The sequence below is a fragment of the Nostoc sp. genome (assembly GCF_036917655.1).
Lineage (GTDB): Bacteria > Cyanobacteriota > Cyanobacteriia > Cyanobacteriales > Nostocaceae > Nostoc.
The window spans coordinates 133669-153282 of record NZ_JBALCY010000070.1 but is presented as its reverse complement, the minus strand read 5'-3'; the positions used below and the strand labels follow the sequence as shown (position 1 = coordinate 153282).

Annotated in this window: 11 protein-coding genes and 2 pseudogenes; 6 read left to right on the top strand and 7 right to left on the bottom strand. The window is 40.0% G+C overall.

Annotated features, from left to right (window positions below; genetic code table 11):
• Positions 1–434: 434 nt before the first annotated feature.
• From V7K30_RS25110 to V7K30_RS34375, 3 genes and pseudogenes are all read right to left on the bottom strand, one after another.
• The gene (locus V7K30_RS25110) at positions 435–1838 is read right to left on the bottom strand and encodes a glycoside hydrolase 100 family protein (protein ID WP_335003930.1); all 1404 of its coding nucleotides are present in this window, start codon (positions 1836–1838) and stop codon (positions 435–437) included.
• A 62-nt stretch (positions 1839–1900) separates the two neighbouring features.
• Positions 1901–2710: pseudogene (locus tag V7K30_RS25105) on the bottom strand (glucose 1-dehydrogenase).
• 466 nt (positions 2711–3176) lie between these two features.
• A pseudogene (locus tag V7K30_RS34375) lies at positions 3177–3593 on the bottom strand (hypothetical protein); the annotation flags it as partial.
• A 521-nt stretch (positions 3594–4114) separates the two neighbouring features.
• Here V7K30_RS34375 and V7K30_RS25095 point away from each other — a divergent pair.
• Together V7K30_RS25095 and V7K30_RS25090 are read left to right on the top strand one after the other, a co-directional pair.
• Positions 4115–4909, top strand: a complete 795-nt coding sequence (locus V7K30_RS25095; protein WP_335003926.1) for a glutathione S-transferase family protein — start codon at positions 4115–4117, stop codon at positions 4907–4909.
• 422 nt (positions 4910–5331) lie between these two features.
• The gene (locus V7K30_RS25090) at positions 5332–7062 is read left to right on the top strand and encodes an ATP-binding protein (RefSeq protein ID WP_335003924.1); all 1731 of its coding nucleotides are present in this window, start codon (positions 5332–5334) and stop codon (positions 7060–7062) included.
• A gap of 39 nt (positions 7063–7101) precedes the next feature.
• Here V7K30_RS25090 and V7K30_RS25085 read toward each other — a convergent pair whose 3' ends face one another.
• Positions 7102–7224 carry a hypothetical protein gene (locus V7K30_RS25085; protein ID WP_335003922.1) on the bottom strand — a complete coding sequence of 41 codons (123 nt, stop codon included), beginning with the start codon at positions 7222–7224 and terminating at the stop codon, positions 7102–7104.
• A 479-nt stretch (positions 7225–7703) separates the two neighbouring features.
• Here V7K30_RS25085 and V7K30_RS25080 point away from each other — a divergent pair, with 479 nt between their 5' ends.
• Both V7K30_RS25080 and V7K30_RS25075 read left to right on the top strand, forming a co-directional pair.
• A complete protein-coding gene (locus V7K30_RS25080; RefSeq protein WP_335003920.1) occupies positions 7704–8687 on the top strand; it encodes an RNA polymerase sigma factor, RpoD/SigA family in 984 nt (327 codons plus the stop codon).
• A 540-nt stretch (positions 8688–9227) separates the two neighbouring features.
• Positions 9228–9929 (top strand): hypothetical protein, encoded by a 702-nt coding sequence (locus V7K30_RS25075; RefSeq protein ID WP_335003918.1) that lies wholly within the window; start codon positions 9228–9230, stop codon positions 9927–9929.
• A gap of 8 nt (positions 9930–9937) precedes the next feature.
• On the opposite strand, the gene cobO is transcribed toward V7K30_RS25075, so the two are convergent.
• The 3 genes from cobO to V7K30_RS25060 form a co-directional block, all read right to left on the bottom strand.
• Positions 9938–10615: a cob(I)yrinic acid a,c-diamide adenosyltransferase gene (gene cobO, locus V7K30_RS25070; protein WP_335003916.1), complete on the bottom strand. Its 678-nt coding sequence runs from the start codon at positions 10613–10615 to the stop codon at positions 9938–9940.
• A 321-nt stretch (positions 10616–10936) separates the two neighbouring features.
• On the bottom strand, positions 10937–11392 hold the full coding sequence (locus V7K30_RS25065; RefSeq protein WP_335003915.1) for a GFA family protein: 456 nt from the start codon (positions 11390–11392) through the stop codon (positions 10937–10939).
• A gap of 159 nt (positions 11393–11551) precedes the next feature.
• The gene (locus tag V7K30_RS25060; protein ID WP_335003913.1) at positions 11552–12820 is read right to left on the bottom strand and encodes a plasmid pRiA4b ORF-3 family protein; all 1269 of its coding nucleotides are present in this window, start codon (positions 12818–12820) and stop codon (positions 11552–11554) included.
• Between the two features lie 195 nt (positions 12821–13015).
• Between V7K30_RS25060 and V7K30_RS25055 the strand changes: the two genes are divergently transcribed.
• Both V7K30_RS25055 and V7K30_RS25050 read left to right on the top strand, forming a co-directional pair.
• Positions 13016–13552, top strand: a complete 537-nt coding sequence (locus V7K30_RS25055; RefSeq protein ID WP_335003911.1) for a nucleotidyltransferase family protein — start codon at positions 13016–13018, stop codon at positions 13550–13552.
• Between the two features lie 168 nt (positions 13553–13720).
• The gene (locus V7K30_RS25050; RefSeq protein WP_335003910.1) at positions 13721–19144 is read left to right on the top strand and encodes a trifunctional serine/threonine-protein kinase/ATP-binding protein/sensor histidine kinase; all 5424 of its coding nucleotides are present in this window, start codon (positions 13721–13723) and stop codon (positions 19142–19144) included.
• The last annotated feature ends 470 nt before the right edge of the window (positions 19145–19614 follow it).

Sequence of the window (19614 nt, the reverse complement as noted above, 5' to 3'; positions counted from 1 at the left end):
AGATACCTCTTATAATATAGTGTATCAGTTATCAGGTATTTGAGAAGGGGATTCAGACGCAGGGTAACTCGTAGGCGCAGCCTCTTCTCTTCTTAGGCTGTGCGATCGCCACGACCTGGTGGATCAGGATTTTACATAGCACAATTCTGCTATTTATTAACTTATACTGACTAACAGTTTAGCGTAGACGCCAAGCGGTGAGGGTGTCGCAGTCTTCTCTACCAGACCAAAAGCGTTGGCGTCAGCCTCTGTAAGAGTTGGTGGTTCCCGTCGTTAGCGCAGCGTCTCGTAGAGAAGCGGTAGCGACTGTGCGTAGCCTCACCCAGAGGGCTTGCCGTGAGGCATCGCTATTTCAGTGTAGCTAGTTAGCAGAGACACCCTGTATAATTACACAGCTAAATCATATTCGGGGTAGAAGCCCTGCCAATCAGTACCTACAGGCTACAGCCTGGGCCTTCAAGACCCTCTGCAAAGCTGATTAATTCCAAGTATTCTGGATTTTCTAGGAACTTTTTAGCTACTAGCAAGCCGGCAATGCTCCAAGTTTGATAAATTCTGGCTTCTTTGCCAATCAAACGACCATTGTTGCCATCGTAGTATTCCGGGAATTGATCCTTAAATAAACGTCTTTCGGCAATGGCGATCGCTGCTTGGGCAAGTTCTGTTCGACCTGTTTTCTGTGCCGCAGCAGCAAATAACCACAGTAAAACGGGCCAGTTACCACCGTTGTGATAAGACCAAGCGCTGTTCTTGGAGTCACATCCTGTAACAACTCTCCACTCTAAACCTTCCAAAGCTGGAAAGCAGATTTTAACAGGCATATAGCCGATCAAGTCTTGCCAGCGTTGGGCAAATAAATTCATGATGCTTTGAGATTCTGTTTCGCTTGCTAAGGAAGCTAAGATTGCCATCAAATTTCCCAGAGCAAAAAAGCGAAAATCCATCCGTCCCGGCCCCAGATTTCCCGCTAAATATCCTCCAGTTTCAGGTAACCACTGAGTCAACCAACTAGGGATTGATTCTGAGTGGATGTTGAATTTATTAACAATTTCTTTACCAAATTCGTTACCCTTGTAACGATAGATTTCCCCCAATCGCTTCAGGTCTAGCCAGTAATAGTTGCGGATATGATATTTCAAAGATCCCAATCGCCTATTTACTTTGTCGAGGTAACTATCGCCATCTCCATCTGGTAAAAGCAATTCACTAGCTGCCCTGAGGGACGCATAGAATAACGCCTGAATTTCTAGAGGATGTTCGTAGACTCCCATGCGACGGTCAATCATAAACGCGCCATCGGGAACTAACATTGTTGGGTACATGGAAAACCGATGTACCAGGCAAAGATCCAAAATTAGCTTGATTCCTTGTTGAAAATTTGGCTGACGCGCCAGAGCCAAATCGCCAGTAGCTTTTTCATAAGCTCGTAGCAGGAGAATCCACCACATAGAGGAATCAACTGGGGGAACGCGAGCGATCGCCTGCTCACCAAAATCAGCGACCAAAAATTCCTCATTCCCATTGGAATGTACTTTAAAACTTGCAGGCATTAATCCCGCTCCCGGTTCAAAGCAGTCCATCTGCTTTTCATGACTTTGTAATTTCAGTGTTTCTACTAAGAAGTTGTGGACAATATCTGCTTTGCCGTGCATGAGAAACACCAAGGCAGAAGGGACAAAATCGCGCAGAAAACACTGGTCATAATTGAGTGCATTTAACTCTGGATCTTGGGCGGCTACAGTCCCAATGGGTTTGCCCTGGTAATAGATTATGGACTTTTCCAACAGTGTCCAGGCTTCTGCTGACAGCAGACTGTTCTTATCGATCGCGCTAGTCATAGGCGTCTAATTCCACTAATGGTATGTATCGGCTCAATTGTGGAAAGTACGCAAGCCTTACCTCAAGCTGACCAAGTTTCCCGGAAGTCAGCATACAGAGTCAATCCACCATCTACAAACAACGTTTGTCTGGTGATCTAGGCGGCTTCATCCGAAGCTAAAAAACCTACTGCGGCTGCCATCTCCTCTGAGGAGCCAGCACGCCCCATTGGGATGTAACTTTCCACGCTCGCCTTTTTTTCTATCTTCATCTATCCAGGCTTGATTCATTGGTGTGGTCGTTGCTCCGGGGCAATGGCGTTGACACGAATACCTCGGTTAGCATATTCCAATGCTAAGGTTTTGGTCAGGTTTTCCATACCGCCTTTGCTAATGGAATAACTGATATACATCGGTCGAGGAATAATTTCGTGAACGCTGGAAATATTAATAATCACCCCCGGACGATTAAGAGAAAGGAGGTGTTTAATAGTTTCACGAGCGCAGAGATAAGCACCCCGGAGATTTACTGCAATTACGCAATCAAAGTCTGCTGTGGTAACTTCGTGAGATGGACTTTCGGTTTGAATGCCAGCATTGTTGACTAAAATATCTACACTGCCAAATTCCTTTACTACAGTGTTGATCATCTCAACAATGTCTGATTCTTGGGAGACATCTCCCTGAACCAGCAGCGACTTCACACCACAGCTTTTGATATTTTCGCCACCTTTTTGCAATGCCATCTGTTCCGTGTCTGCCGCAGCTTTAGGGTCTTTGCGGTAATTGATGGCGATGTTGCACCCTTCTTGGACAAGTCTGATGGCGATCGCCTGACCAATACCTGACGTTGCACCTGTAATTAAGGCATTCTTTCCTTCTAACCCTATCATATTTCTTGCTCTAGCTGTCTATTGCTTGAATTTGCACTCAGTCAAACAATTTTGGATTTTAGATTATTTCTTCAATTCAAAATCTAAAATTGGTATTGTCAACTTCCAAAAGGGAAATTCAAAATTCAAAAATAAATCTTTCATTATTTTGAATTTTGAATTTCTTATACTATTTGACAAAATCCCTGCTCCGGACACATAAGTAACCCAAGTTGCGGGTTATCAAATACAAATTTACTATTGAATGCGATCGCGCACGACCAAGCGGGGTAGCGCCTAGAGCGACCGCGACTCCACCTCAATCAAAAGTATAAATACTGAATCAGCCTAAAGTATTAAATTTAACTCATTCCCTAAATGCTTGGGCGTTGAGTGAATGCAAAAATAAATGCTTGGATTTTAAGTAAAAACCCTTGATATCTGAACTGCATGAATTTATTTCGAGAAAACACAAGTGATACTACTAAAAATGGTCTAAAAGATATTCCCTAGTCTCACTCAAATCTTTCAGTATCATTCCTACTTGATGAAATAAGTCGTTGATTAACATCGATAAATTATGTAATCTCCGATTGAATCGTGATTTTTATAACAATACACCTCTTGCAAAAGTCCCTAACACCCCACCCCCAACCCCTAAGAGCTCTTCGGGAGGGGAGCGTTTGCGTTAGCAAATGCGGGGTGGGGTTCTTAATTTTTGATTTATGCAAGAGGTCTATTCTTTGCACCAGTTTATGGTCTTTCATTATAGTCACAAGCCTGACTGTGATAAACAAAAGAAAAACATCGCTGCAACCAGTACCGTAGTAATGATTTCTGCATCACTCATCTCTCGACGAATATCTTCACGGTGTCCAATAGTTTTCAGTAGGTCGTCGATCATATAGCAATCCGATTTGATTTCTGAAATTATTTGCGTAGGCTGGGAGTGGGGAGTAGGGAAGAAGCCTCTTTGAGTTGTACTGAATTTTTTCAAAAATCAAATATGAGTCCTATAGCATAGATCGCAATTGTTTCGTTTAACATATGCCCCTCTGAATTTTCTGACTTGAGGGGATTTTATTGCTTAAGTGGTCTGGTGCGATCGCACTCCGGCATAACTAGCAACTTGGGTTAGATATCTTAACGTAGGTTAACAGTGACGGAAATTAAAGTAACTGCTGAATACTCACGACTGAGCGGTTAGGTTTATTTATGTATGCAGAATCAAATTATTTAATGATTTGATACTTTAATGACTCAGGAAATAATATTTTTAAAATCGATAATTTTGCCAGAGATCAGGTATAAGTTCAACAATAATATCAATTTAATAGACAACAAGCAACTAATCTCAAGAAAAATTACTTTAACTAAAGATACAATTGTAAAGTTAAGAAGTTGACCAGTTACAAGGTATACACTATGCTGGAATTATACCAGTGGGAACTATCTCAATACTCAGAGAAAGTGCGCCTAATTCTAGATTTTAAAGGACTGGATTACCGCAAAATAGAGGTTACGCCTGGGATTGGACAAGTAGAACTGTTCCGGCTGACTGGTCAAAAACAAGTCCCAGTATTAAAGGATCGGAATAGATATATTGCGGATTCTACGGAAATAGCTAAGTATTTAGACTTAGAGTATCCCGATCGCCCAATAATACCGCAAGACCCCAAAAAACGGGGTTTAACTTTATTAATAGAAGAATGGGCTGATGAGTCTATAGGCATCAAAGGTCGGAAAGCACTATTTGCTGCCATAAGTCAAGATCAAAATTTCCGCAAGTCTTTATTACCCACGTCAACACCAGATATATTTAAAAGTCTGGTTGGAGGAGTACCTAGTGACTTGCTGACACTGTTGGGTTTTGGGGTAGGTTATAGTCCAGATGTGATCCAGTCAGCGATCGCATCCTTAAAACAAGACTTGGAAGCGCTAACGTTATTATTGGCAGATAGTCCTTATTTAACTGGAGATGAGCCGACTTTAGCTGACTTGGCAGTAGCTGGCTTATCGATATTGCTCAAGTTCCCCCCTGGGCCCTATCTGGATTTACCAGCTTCTATTAGAGGTAAAGGATTGCCAATATTTGCAGAGAATATAGATTATGAACCATTCTTTACCTGGCGCGATCGCCTTTACGCCCAATTCCGTAAACCATTAATTAGTACCACTCCACCAACGGGAAGTGCGCCAACTTCGATTCAAATTGATTAGGTAATGGGCATTGGGCATTGGGCATGGGGCATTGGGCATTGGGCATGGGGCATTGGGCATTGGGCATGGGGCATTGGGCATTGGGCATTGGGCATTGGGTATTAGTTATTCCCTAAGACTTCTAACTCCTAACTCCTAACCTCAGACTCCTAACTCTGCCAATTTTAGATTTGGAATTTTGGATTTAAGGAAAGTAAGCGCTCAATAATCCGGGGTAAATCGCTCAGTGACAAGCCTCAAATAACGTAAAATCTTCCCAAACTGGTAGTTCGCCCCGATTTATTGAGCGGATACGAAGGAAAAATCTAAAATCTAAAATCTAAAATCTAAAATTGAATGACTCCTGACAAATTCGCAACTTTTGCCCTATCCAATTAAAATTCAACATAAGAGATAGCACCAACAATCATGTAATTAATTAAATGAATTCGGGACAGCCATTAGGTTCGGTCATTCAAGGTTCTCTAACTGAAGGGTTAGAAGTACGATTGCATCCTGACATTTCTGTGGAAGATATGCGGGTGGGTAAGTTTCTCGTTGTGCAAGGGATGCGATCGCGTTTTTTTTGTATGCTGACAGATGTGGCATTAGGAGCTGCTAATGCACGAATTATTGCTAATCCCCCCAATTGGGAAGACACTTTTTTACGAGATGTTTTAGCCGGAAGTGGTACATACGGTACTATCAACCTCGCGCCGATGTTGATGTTCACTCCCGAATCGGAGGAATCTTTCTCTCCAACAAATGGCAAATCGGCAAATCCCTTTATCCCATCGGTGACGGGTTTAGCTTCGTTTGTGCCACAAACCAGTACTACTATGGAATTGTTGCCTGTTAAAACTATTCCTAGCCACTTTAGCCAAGTTTACGACGCAAGTGTTGAGGATTTTCGCCGGGTATTTGGTTGGGAAGATGACCCCCAAAGGCGCAATTTTTCCATCGGGAAACCTTTGGATATGGATGTGCCCGTTTGTATCGATTTAAACCGCTTCGTGGAACGGAGTAATGGGGTCTTTGGGAAATCTGGTACTGGTAAATCCTTTCTAACACGGCTACTTTTAGCTGGCGTTATCCGTAAAAATGCGGCAGTAAATTTAATTTTTGATATGCACTCTGAGTATGGCTGGGAAGCCGTTGCAGAAGGGAAAAACGTCAGTACTGTTAAGGGTCTAAAGCAACTTTTTCCTAGTAAGGTGGAAGTTTATACCCTCGACCCGGAATCGACAAAGCGTCGGGGTGTGCGTGATGCTCAAGAACTTTATTTGAGTTACGAGCAAATAGAAGTTGAAGATATTAAGTTATGTAGTCGAGATTTAGGACTCTCTGATGCAGCCTTGGATAACGCCAATATTCTATATAGCGAGTTTGGCAAATCCTGGATTGTCCAGTTGCTGAATATGACTAACGAAGAAATCGAGATGTTCTGCGACGAGAAGCGCGGACACAAAGGCTCGATTATGGCATTGCAGCGCAAACTCTTGCGGATGGATAGCTTGAAGTATATGCGAGCGGTTTGCCCCCAGAATTACATTAGTAAAATTGTGCAATGCCTGGAATCTGGGAAAAATGTTGTGATAGAATTCGGTTCCCAGTCTAATATGCTCTCTTATATGTTGGTGACGAATATGATCACCCGACGGATTCACGAGCATTACGTCAAAAAAGCAGATAAATTCCTGCAAAGCAAAAATCCTTGCGATCGCCCCACGCCATTGATGATTACCATTGAAGAGGCGCACCGTTTTCTAGACCCAGGAGTGGTACAGAGTACTATCTTTGGAACTATCGCCCGTGAACTGCGAAAATATTTCGTCACACTTTTGGTAGTTGATCAACGTCCATCAGGCATTGATAATGAAGTTATGTCCCAGATTGGGACTCGCATTACCGCTTTGCTTAATGATGAAAAAGACATTGACGCGATTTTTACGGGTGTATCTGGTGGTAGCGGATTGCGATCAGTATTGGCAAAGTTAGACTCGAAGCAACAAGCCTTAATTTTGGGTCACGCCGTTCCTATGCCAGTAGTAGTGCGTACCCGTCCTTACGACGCAACTTTTTACGAAGAAATGGGTGAGCCAGCCTGGGAAGAAAAACCTGACGCAGAAGTATTCGCCGCTGCTGAATTAGCCAAAGCTGACCTGGGATTCTAGATAGTTATTTGTCATTGGTCATTTGTCATTTGTCCTTGGTTAAATGATGAGTTCTAACCAATGCCCAATGCCCAATGCCCAATGCCCAATCTCCAATCCCCAATCCCCAATCTCCAATCCCCAATCCCCAATCTCCAATCCCCAATAGCTAATTCGTGACATCCCTCCATCGTCACAGCAAATTAAGTTCGGTTATCCGGCTAGGTTTTGGCAACAGAAGAGGGGTTTTTGGCGTCACTATAGATGTAGTAAGTAATTTCAAGGAACTTTAAATTTTTTTTCGCAAACGACTGCTTTTGAATTATAATTATACGCTTTATCTAAAGATACTTTACTATCCGCCTGATTTATCGTATTATAAAGGTAAGTAGAACTCATACCGACTTCGGATTTACAGTTACTGATCTAGTAAGTGCCCAAAAGAATAATTCTCAAAAACAACCAGCGTGCTTATAAGAAATTGAAAATTTAGGGAAGGTAGGGGAACCTATCATTGGGGGTTTACCGTCTTAACAACGGCTGTATCAATTGATAATTGCTTTTGGTAGCTCCTGATATTTCGTGATATATGTACTACCTTCATTCATCCATTTTAGTAAGAAAACATACATTGTGTTTACGGAGTAGAGGATAACGCACCAATGCCTACTGTCAACACCCAAACGGAAAACCTCAATACCAAATTCACCGCTGATATGGTGCGAACCTATCTGCGAGAAATTGGTCGTGTACCACTGCTAACCCGTGAACAAGAGATTGTCTATGGGAAGCAGGTGCAACAAATGATGAAGTTCATCGACGCCAAAGAGGTTTTGGCGAAGGAACTGCACCGCGAACCGAATATGTCAGAGTGGGCTGACCATGTTCAAGAATCGGAAACCGAGGTACAACAAACGGTGGCGCAAGGTAAGCGGGCAAAGCAAAAAATGATCGAAGCGAATTTGCGCTTGGTCGTTGCGATTGCCAAAAAATACCAAAAGCGGAATATGGAATTTCTGGATTTAATCCAGGAAGGAACACTAGGATTAGAGCGGGGTGTGGAGAAATTTGACCCAATGAGGGGTTATAAGTTCTCGACTTACGCTTACTGGTGGATTCGCCAAGCGATTACCCGCGCGATCGCCCAACAAGGTCGCACCATCCGGTTGCCGATCCATATTACCGAGAAACTGAATAAAATCAAGAAAGTCCAGCGCGAGTTAGCTCAAACTTTGGGGCGATCGCCGACTCCAGCCGAAATTGCCAAAGAACTGGAACTAGAACCTGCTCAGATCCGCGAGTACCTGAACATGGCGCGTCAACCAGTGTCTCTGGATGTTAAAGTTGGCGAGAACCAGGATACTGAGTTGCAAGAAATGCTCGAAGATAACGGTCCATCACCAGAGTATTATACCAACCAGGAATTCTTACGCCAAGACTTGAACAACCTGCTAGCAGAACTAACCCCGCAACAGCGAGAAGTTGTAGCCTTACGCTTTGGTTTAGAGGATGGTAACGAAATGTCATTGGCGAAAGTGGGTGAGAGATTGAATCTCAGCCGTGAACGCGTCCGCCAGTTAGAGCATCAGGCTTTGGCTCATCTGCGTCGCCGTCGTGCCAATGTCCAAGAATACGTTGCTAGTTAAATATGGAGACGCGAAATTCCGCGTCTCTACAGCGTGATCCGCCTCCTGAATTCAGGGGGCGATTTTTTTATGCTGATAACCAGGAAAAATATTTTGATTTGAGGCTGTAGGCGGTTAGAAACCGCGTCTACATGAGACTTTACCCACCTCCGTGGGTTTGAATTTTTTCTTATCTCCTGGCAAAGACGTTGCGCGAACGCCTACGTTTGTATAGCTGCAAATTCTATTCGCCAGGGCTTAGGCTTAAGTTGACAATATGGTTCAATTAAATGAAAACTGCTGTAAATGTTAATTGAGAGGGTTTAATTTGTCATTAACCTCACTCAATGGGATGAAACTATTGAATGAAATAATATATACCCTAACTGGTGGTAATCTAAGATTGTTGAGCTAAATTAAATAAAAACTTTAGTTTTTGACAGTTTTCTTTTTTGGACAATAGTAATATAAGTCGTTAACAAGGTCTTTGACAATTAAGACTTGGTTATAGTTTAAGTAAGTTCTAGAGAACTTAATTATTTGTTTAACAGGAGAAGTAGGGTGCTTAACAACCTTTATCAGTTCTTATCTCCCCGTCAGTGGGGAATTTCCCTAGCGGGCTTAGGCTTACTTCTCGGTTTGGGCTTTATAGGCAAGCAGACTCAAGTAATACCGCTTACAGATTATCCATTATCATCGGCTCAGATTCAGAAAACCCCCGAAAACTCTCTTTTATCGCAGCTAAGAAGAGTTAGAGAGCAGAGAAGTCAACTGAGAGCGGCAGCTGGAGAGAGAGAGATTTTTGTGCATAAGAGTGGAAAAACCCTGCCTACAACGACAGCGTTGGTTCCAGATTCTCAGGGAGCTACAAAAGGCGCAGAAGTTTTACCAAAAGCGGATTTTCCTGTAAAAGATGGGGTTTATCTCTATGGTCAATCCCCAAAACCAAACCAGCTTGGTCAAGGTTACATCATATTTCAAAAGCAGCAGGAGAAGATAACGGGTGCGTTGTATATGCCCCAATCAGAGTTTAATTGTTTTCAGGGTACACTCAACCCATCAGGAGAGTTGGCGATGACGGTTAATGGTTCACCAAATGAAGCCAGCTCTAATCAGTCAAATCAGGTAGCTGCAAGCAATAGACTGCCTAAGGTCAGTGAAGATGAGTTAAGCAGTTATCCTTACTCGGTGGCTCTGCAAGACTTTCATCGGTTAAATTCCATCACTGCTAGCGATCGCCGCACGTTGCAAATGTGCAAGTAATTTACAATTTAATACTCAATTCCTGGTTGCGCCTTAACACCTTGATCGCGGAAAGGATGCTTAACTAAGGTCATTTCGGTTACGAGATCAGCACGCTCAATTAAAGCAGCCGGTGCGCCTCTACCTGTGAGAATAACGTGTTTGTTAGCTGGTTTTTGCGCCAAACCCTCTAAAACATCCTCTACTTCTAAGTAAGACATTTTGAGGGCAATATTGATTTCATCTAACAACACCAGATGAAAGTCTGGGTTGCGGATGTATCCTAATGATTTCTCCCATGCGGCGCTAGCTTTGTCAAGATCGCGATCGCGGTCTTGAGTTTCCCAGGTGAAGCCTTCGCCCATTGCGTGAAATTCTAACTGGTCTTCCCAATAGCTGAAAACCCTTTTTTCTGAAGGTTCCCAACTTCCCTTGATGAATTGGACAATCGCTACTTTATACCCGTGACCGAGCGATCGTAACACCATCCCCAAAGCCGCAGTAGTTTTACCCTTACCGTTACCAGTATTTACAATAATTAATCCTTTTTCTGGTACAGCTTCTGCTATCCGCTTGTCTTGAACTTCTTTGCGCCGCTGCATCTTTTTGCGGTACTGTTCATCAGTCAGAGATGAAGACATTACCTCATCAATCAAGCGTCCAATCTCTTTGTCTGGGTTTAATTCTTGTGGTGTATCGTTTTTCATCAACCTTGTGTGCAAATAACTGTTAAAAGTTTCGATAATGAACAATTTTTTTGAAGTTACATGATTGGATATGTTCAGTAATATTTCACAGAAAAATATTGATAATGTGTTAGCTTTTTTAACATGATTTGCAGACAAGTATAGAAAACCATATGATATACAAACTGGACTTATAATTTGAGTTTACTATTACTGTTTTAAATAATTTAATATGTTCATTAAAGCACTTTACCAGGAAAATTTTGTTATTCTATCCTTTGATACAGTCATGAGTTAGACTACCAACTGAGGGCGTTAGCTTAACTATCAGGAGTTGTAGGTTTATGGATGCTGTTGTGTCCATTCTTCCCATAAAGGGCGCACATCTTCTGGTTGCCCGTCATAGTTGAGCAATTGATCTGAAATTATCACCCATGATTGGGCACTGCGTGTCCAAATGTTACCTACTGGGCGTAACCAACTTGTATCATCTAACGTTCCAGCTTTGACATTGATAGTATTTGGGTTGTAAGTCCGTTCATGGAACAATCGGGTTCCGCAGTCGCCACAGAACAGATTATTTACTTCACGTCCGCTATCAGTTGTCCGAGTCCAAGCTTTCGGTTTTCCCTGAACAATCATAACAGCATCTCGTGGTACGGTAAGAGACATTCCAAAAGCACTAGAAGATTGTTTCTGACACTCCTTACAGTGGCATAGATAGAGGGTTAACGGTTTAGTATGAATTTCGTAACGAATCTGTCCACATTGACAACCTCCAGTATATGGAAGACTCACAGGCTTTATCTCCTGACAATTGATATTGTTTCATTGTAACTAAAGCTATCTCAATCTTGAAGCTGGTTGTAAGAAACACAATCAGCCCATAAGCTTCTCCAATGTCGGATGAACTCCGCTTGGTGAAATCGACTACTTACTAGTTCAAATACAAATCCCTCATTCTTCATCTTCATTCGATTCATCATCCTCACTCCAATACTGTTGAGGTGCATTTCCGTGAACTTCTAAAATCTTTGGTTTTTTGATTTTATTATCAGGCAGATTAATTGCTTCTAACTGCACATCAAATTTCCAGTTGTCACCAAAATCATAAAGATAGGTCATTTTAGCACCTAATTCTAGAGACAAGTCACCAATTTGCACTTGGTCGGCAAATGGGGGTGTTTCCATGTAAGGATGACCGATTTTGATAATGCGACCAAAACGGTCTTTATAACTAAACTCATGTAGATGGTCATAGTCAAAGTCAAAAGCGTCGAGAATTGTCTCTGCTAGCCAGCCTAAGGGTTTTTTTGCTGGTATGGCAATGCGTCGCCAAGCTTGAGAAATAGACACTTTAAAAATATAAATACCATCAGTGAAGCCTTGCTTGGGAACAAATAAATTATGCTCCCATTCTGGAAAAAATGGTTGAAAACTTGACTGCATTTTTCCAAAAGTTACATTTACATCATCCTGTAATTCTCCTCGTATCCCCAGCGGAAATAGTAATTGCAACAGAGCATCACCAAAGGGTAAGCGTTGTAAACTGGTAATGCGCCACCCCTTACCTTCTTGTGGTTTCCCCTGTTTGATAGATAACAATCCAAATAACTCTAAAAGGGCAACGTTATAGAGACCAGGGTAATAACTAATATCCTGTTGGTCTTCATATTTAGGAAATTTTAAACCTTTATCTGGGACGCGAGGCCAAAGTTGAATGCATCTAAATAAATTTCCGAATGAGTCTTGATGTTCACCCAAAATTTCGTTATTTCCCCAAATTAACCAGGCTTCTAATAAGTTTAAATAGCGTTCTGTTGGGTTAAGATTTGACCATGATTCTAAGGTGGCTGGGTCTAATACTAAAATTTGCTTCTTATCTTGGGATCTAATTTGGGCTATTCCAGAACTGCGTAATAACAGATATAGTCCATTAATGTAGGGGTATGATTTCTGTACTGGGCGTTTGAGTTGAGTTTCAATTGGGTGACTTAACCGAGAATTAAGTTCTGATAGTACTTTCAGTGGTAGAAGGTTATTAACATTACTAACTTCCACTCCATTTGGTTGTAAGAAATCTATCAGAGTTTGAAAGTCACGCAAAATCGTACCGGGTTGATTTTCATCAATGCTGAGTTCTTGTAGGAGTTGTTGTTGTGACTCTGTTAAGGAAGGTAGTTCAGGATTGAGTGTGCGTTCTAGCCGCGCAAATAAATCTTCCATAAATAAAAATTCTAAATTCTAAATTCACAATTTAACCTTCTGTGTAACCCTGTTCTCTTTATACTATGACTACAGAAGTTATCCTAATAAACCTTGACCCGCTAAGTGTCACAGTCGGTCTATCAAGACCGTAAGCTTAATGAGATGTGAATGATAATATTTTCACCTTCTAGTTGATAATCCCAGGAGTTTGATATGAATAGTAACACTCGTCTACAGATGATTTTAGCTGATACACCTATTGATACAGTATTACCTGGGATCGCTCAACTAAATCTACCTAACTGGTGGTTAGCCGGTGGTGCAGTCCGAAACACCGTTTGGTCTTCGATTTTTGGCGACAATTGTGGGTTAGGTATTAAAGATTTTGATATTGCATTCTTTGATATAGAGGGGAATCGTTCTCAGGAACTAGCAGCAAAGGCGACTCTCACAGAACAATTTCCTCATGACGAGTTTGATGTCAAAAATCAAGCCAGTTTTGCTCGTTGGCGGCTTGGTAGCAGACCCTACACTAGTACAGAGGATGGCGTTACGGACTGGCTGCACACTGCTACTGCTGTCGGAGTTCGACTAGATGCACAAGGCCAATGGCAATTTTTCACTCCCTACGGGTTAGATGACCTGTTTGATGGCATTATTCGACCTACGCCAGCACATACTCATAACGTAGATGCCCACAATAAGGCATCTGGGTTTTTACAAAAGTGTCCTTATCTGCGATTGGCGTAAGGGATGCAGTAGCTACAACCCCACTGGTTTCCATTACAAGGGAATAATCGCTTGGATACGGAATCGCAATGTTAATAATTTTCTACCACTGGGAATAATTAAATTAGAACCCCTTTCACGACAAGACGGGGGGTGATACTAATTTTGTAAATTTATAGTCAAAAATCAATGCCAAATCGTACTGGATATCAAATCAACTCGACTCTCCATGAAGGAATCCAAACAATTATTTATCAAACACAAACGCCAAAGACGCAACAGCGAGTTATCCTCAAGTTGCTTAAAAATGAATATCCTACCCTCGAAGCCTTTACTCGTCTTAAAAATGAATATCAAATTCAGCAAAGTTTAGACCATCCCAACATAGTTAAAGCCCTTAGTTTGGAAACCTTTGACAATCGTGTGGGGCTTTTGTTAGAAGACTTTGGTGGTCAATCTTTAGCCGAAATTATTCAAATAGAAAAACTTGACTTAATTAACGATTTAAAAATTGCTATTCAACTGACTAAAGCTCTAGCTTATTTGCATAAACACCAGATTATTCATAAAGATATCAAACCCAGTAACATCATTATTAACTCCCAGACAGGTATTGTTAAACTCACTGACTTTGGTATAGCCTCCCGCCTCAATAAAGAAAATCCCCAATTTAATAACCCTAACTGCGTTGAAGGCACACTTGCCTATATGTCTCCTGAACAAACTGGGAGAATGAATCGTATTCTCGATTATCGCACTGACTTTTATTCTCTTGGTGTGACTTTATATGAAATGCTCACCGAGAAAACACCATTTCTTAGTCAAGACCCCTTAGAACTAGTTTATAGTCACATTGCTGTTCAACCGATAAACCCACAGTCATTAAATCCAAAAATTCCGAACACCATCTCAGAAATTGTGCTGAAGTTGATGGCAAAAAATGCGGAAGACAGATATCAAAGTGCTACAGGATTATTAGCAGACTTGGAATTATGTCTCAACCAGTTAGAAACCAAGGGGACAATTACTGATTTTGTTCCAGGTCGTTTAGATGTCTTAAGCCAGTTATTAATCCCTCAGAAATTATATGGCCGTGAAGAACAAGTTAATGAACTATTAGCTGCATTTGAACGCATTACATCTGGGACTAGTGAAATGATGCTAGTTTCTGGTTATTCTGGTATTGGCAAATCAGTTCTAGTCAACGAAGTTAATAAACCCATTACTCGCAGAAAAGGTTACTTTATTTATGGTAAATTTGACCAGTTAAGGCGAAATATACCTTATGCTTCTTTAATTCAAGCTTTTGCTTATTTAATGCGGTATTTACTGACAGAGAATAATGAAAAAATAGAAACATGGCGTGAAAAAATACTATCAGCTTTAGGAACAAATGGAAAAGTCATTACTGACGTAATTCCCGAAGTAGAATTAATCATTGGTACACAGCCAGAAGTTGCCCAAATTGGTGCAACAGAATCACAAAATCGCTTCAACCATGTTTTTAAAGAGTTTATCCAAATTTTCACTCAAAAAGAACACCCCCTAGTCATATTTTTAGATGATTTGCAATGGGCAGATTCAGCCACATTGAATTTAATCAAACTGCTCATAACTGACACTGACAGCAAACATCTATTGTTCATTGGTGCATATAGGGATAATGAAGTTAGTGCAGTACATCCGTTAATCCAAAACATAGAAGAAATTAAGAATTCTGGCACAGTTGTTAATAATATTGTGTTGCAACCTTTGAATTTAGAGAATGTCACTCAGCTAGTTGCTGAAACTCTACAACAAACAGAGGTTAATCATGATGCAAAATCCAGACTTTTTGGTAATAAAATTATCCAATTAGCTGAATTAATTTCTAATAAAACAGGTGGAAACCCATTTTTTATAACGCAACTTATTCAGGCACTTCACCAAGAAAAACTTTTAATATTTGATTTCATTAATGCTAGATGGCAGTGGAGTATAGAAGATATTCAAGCAATTGGAATTACTGATAAAAATGTGGTTGAACTGGTTGCTAGTCGAGTTGAGAAACTACCAAAGTTTACCCAAGATGTTTTAAAATTAGCAGCTTGTGTGGGTGACAGATTTAGTCTGGATGTTTTATCGATAGTCAATGAAAAATCAGCTTCTTTGACAGCCAATGATTTACACTCGGCTTTGCAAGCGGGATTAATTCTGCCTTTAAGTGAAGCTTACCGTATTCCTTTAGTTTTTAATCAAGAAGAAGCAGTTAATTTAAATTTTGACACTTCACGAGTGGGTTACAAGTTCTTGCATGACAGAGTACAACAAGCAGCATATTCGTTGATTCCAGAAGAACTAAAGAAATCTACTCACCTGAGAATTGGGCAATTGCTTCTACAAAATATCCCAAAGGAGGAAATAGAAGCTAATATTTTTGATATCGTTAATCAGTTGAATGTAGGTATTGTTAACCTGATAGAGCAATCTGAAAAAACTGAATTAGCACGATTAAATTTAATTGCAGGGCGAAAAGCTAAAGCTTCTACAGCTTACGAAGCTGCACTCAAGTACTTCACAAATGGGATAGAACTTTTAAGTATAGATGCTTGGCAAACTGAATATAACTTAACCATAGGTTTATATGAAGGAGCCGCAGAGGCAGCCTATCTGGGCGGTAATTTTGAGCAGATGCAGCAATGGGCTGAGGTGGTGCAGCAACAAGCCAAAATCCTTTTAGACAAAGTGAAAGTCTATGAAGTACAGATTATCGCTTCTATCATTCAAAGCAAACAACTGGAAGCCATCAAAATAGCAGTATCAATTCTGCAATTGTTAGGAATAAATTTTCCAGATGAACCGACATCATCTGATATTCAGCAGGGGATGGATGAAATCGCTGTTTCTTTGAAAGGGAAAGCGATCGCACATTTAATTAACTTACCATTAATGAGTGATCCTAACAAGATTGCAGCCATGAGAATTTTAATGGGAGTTCTCCCTGCGGCTTTTCAAACTGCTCCTGCAATGATGCCAATTATTGTCTCTAAAATGGTAAATTTGTCCTTAAAGTATGGCAATACGGCTGTATCTGCCTATGGTTATAGTCTTTATGGATTAATTTTGTGTGGAGTTCAAGGAGAAATTGATTCTGGCTATGAATTTGGTAAATTGGCTTCTAGTTTGGTGTCACAATTTAATGCTGAAGAACTCAAGGCTAAGATTCTGACGGTTGTTAGCGCCCATGTTATGCATTGGAAAGAGCATGTTAGGGAGACATTAACATCATCAATGACAGGATATTCTAGTGGTCTGGAAACTGGAGATTTAGAATATGCTGGCTATTGTGGTTACATTTATCCCTATCATTCATTTTGGCTAGGTAAGGAACTTTGGGTTCTAGAAAAAGAACTAATAGCTTACTGTGAATCGCTGAAAAAAATTAAGCAGCAAGTAGCTTTAACTTGGAACTTAGTATATTTACAAACAGTTTTGAATTTGAAAGGAAATTCCGAAAATGTGGACTGTTTAATTGGAGAAGCCTACGACGAGCGAAGTATGCTACCAATTCATCAGCAAGTAAATGACCTTTACACAATTAACCATCTATTTGTCAATAAACTAATGCTCTCTTACATATTTGGGGAGTATTTTAAAGCTGTAGAAAATGCTGCGATCGCAGAAAAATCTTTAGGTGGTGTAACAGGGTTGTTTGTTGTTCCACTGTTCTATTTTTATGATTCTTTAGCCCACTTGGCAATATATCATAGCGCTAAAGAGTCTGACAAGCAAGCTATTCTAGAAAAAGTCCAAGTTAATCAGCAAAAAATGGAACTCTGGGCTACTCATGCTCCCACGAATCACTTACATAGATTTTATCTCGTGGAGGCAGAACGGTATCGGGTTTTGGGTCAAAAGCTTGAAGCAATGGACTACTATGAGAATTCTATTGTCAAATCTCAAGAAAACGGTTTTCTCCAAGAAGAAGCTTTAGCCTATGAGTTAGCAGGAAAATTTTATCAATCTCTAGGTAAAGATTTAATTCATCAAACTTATATAACTAAAGCCTATTATGCCTATATTCGTTGGGGTGCGATCGCTAAAGTTAAATACTTAGAATCCAAGTATGTTTTTCTAGTAGGACAAACTACTACTATAGAAACTACTACTTCTAAAATAGATACAATTCACTTTACCACTACCACGACTACTAATAGTAGTTTAAGCGATTTTTTAGACTTTAATACATTCATCAAGTTTTCGCAAGCGATTACTAACGAAATTGTTTTGGAAAATTTGTTGGGTAAGCTAATCAAAATTCTACTAGAAAATGTTGCCGCCCAAAAAGCACTACTACTCCTACTTAAAGATAATCAACTATATATCGAAGCTTCTGGAAATGCTGCTGACGATGTAGTGACAGTTTTACGCTCTATTCCTGTTGAAACCTATCAGGATTTACCGCTATCTGTGATTAATTACGTTTTTCGCACTCAGCAATATCTTGTATTAAATGATGCGATAATTACAGAGCCTTTTAACTTTGATATTTATATTCAGGAATCTCAAACAAAATCAATCTTTTGCTTGCCCATTATTTACCAATCACAGCTTACGGGGATTATTTATTTAGAAAATCAGTTATCATCAGGAGCTTTTGTTCCAGAAAGGGTGGAGGTATTAAAAGTCTTAGTTTCTCAAATGGCTATTGCTATCGAAAATGCCCGCTTGTACACAAGGGAGCAAGACAAATCTAGAGAATTAGAACAGTCAATCAAAGATTTGCAAGAGGCACAACTACAACTTATTCAAAGCGAAAAAATGTCGAGTCTGGGGAATTTAGTCGCAGGTGTAGCACACGAAATCAACAATCCAGTTGGTTTTCTTACAGGTAGTATCGTCCAAGCAAAAGATACTGTTAAGGATTTAATAGACTATCTGCAACTGTACCGAGAAAAATTCCCCAATCCTGGCGCTGAAATTGCAGAAAAGGCCGAAGAAATAGATATAGATTTCCTGCTAAAAGATTTGCCCAAAATGATTGATGGGATGACAGTAGGGACACAGCGTATTCGCAACATTAGTACTTCACTCCGTACTTTTTCACGCACTGATACTACCTCTAAAGTATTAGCTAATATCCACGAAGGTATTGATAGTACTTTGTTGATTTTACAGCATCGCCTCAAAGCTGATCATAATCGTCCCACCATTCAAGTCATTAAGGAGTATGGAAATATTCCATTAGTTAAATGCTATTTAGGACAATTGAATCAGGTGTTTATGAATATTATTGCAAATGCAATTGATGCTTTAGAAGAAGCAAATATCGGTCGTAGTTTTATGGAAGTTCAAGAAAATTATCCTAATATTATTACTATCTTAACTAAGATACAGGAAGATAATAATTTGGTAATTAAGATTCAAGATAATGCTAAAGGAATGTCAGAAGAAGTTAAAGCATGTATATTTGTAAATTTATTTACTACTAAATGTGTAGGAAAAGGTACGGGATTAGGATTATCTATTAGTCGCCAAATTATAGTAGAAAATCATGGTGGAAGTTTGATTTGTGAATCCGTCTTGAGACAAGGAACACAATTTATAATTTCTATTCCCATTTTGGGAGAATAATCTCTCATAGTAAAGCCGTGTTAGCAAAACTATAGCCGCAGTTACCCGACTTCTTTGAGAAGTCGGGCATCTTGTTTATCACGAATGCTTCAGGATTGCTATAGTAATTATATTTAAGTTTTGAAAGTTGGTAAAATCAAGGTTATTTTGTTGTTAATAAAACTATCTAAGTGGTAACTTTATTACTTAATCAAATCAACATAAACTTAGTTACAATTAACACTTAAAAATTTATGAGTTACCTGTTATAACTGATTATATGCATCAAGTCTTGTATTATCTCTCTCATTTACTAGCTGATATAAAAGTAAGCTATAGCTAAATCTGCAAGGATTTTAGCCAGCTTTTTATGAGCTACAATATCAGCCGTAAATTGAGTTTGCAGCAAGTTGCAAGATGCGAAAATCGGAAAAATTAAGGTGTTATCCTGTGGAAAAAAGAAGAGAAAGTGGGCGAATAGTTTCAAAGGC

What these genes read in the sequence shown, in the direction of transcription:
- V7K30_RS25060 (WP_335003913.1), bottom strand. Translation starts at nt 12,820, where the DNA reads ATGGAAGATTTATTTGCGCGGCTAGAACGCACACTCAATCCTGAACTA.
- V7K30_RS25095 (WP_335003926.1), top strand. Translation starts at nt 4,115, where the DNA reads ATGCTGGAATTATACCAGTGGGAACTATCTCAATACTCAGAGAAAGTG.
- V7K30_RS25110 (WP_335003930.1), bottom strand. Translation starts at nt 1,838, where the DNA reads ATGACTAGCGCGATCGATAAGAACAGTCTGCTGTCAGCAGAAGCCTGG.
- V7K30_RS25080 (WP_335003920.1), top strand. Translation starts at nt 7,704, where the DNA reads ATGCCTACTGTCAACACCCAAACGGAAAACCTCAATACCAAATTCACC.
- V7K30_RS25085 (WP_335003922.1), bottom strand. Translation starts at nt 7,224, where the DNA reads ATGTCACGAATTAGCTATTGGGGATTGGAGATTGGGGATTGGGGATTG.
- V7K30_RS25090 (WP_335003924.1), top strand. Translation starts at nt 5,332, where the DNA reads ATGAATTCGGGACAGCCATTAGGTTCGGTCATTCAAGGTTCTCTAACT.
- cobO (WP_335003916.1), bottom strand. Translation starts at nt 10,615, where the DNA reads ATGAAAAACGATACACCACAAGAATTAAACCCAGACAAAGAGATTGGA.
- V7K30_RS25050 (WP_335003910.1), top strand. Translation starts at nt 13,721, where the DNA reads ATGCCAAATCGTACTGGATATCAAATCAACTCGACTCTCCATGAAGGA.
- V7K30_RS25055 (WP_335003911.1), top strand. Translation starts at nt 13,016, where the DNA reads ATGAATAGTAACACTCGTCTACAGATGATTTTAGCTGATACACCTATT.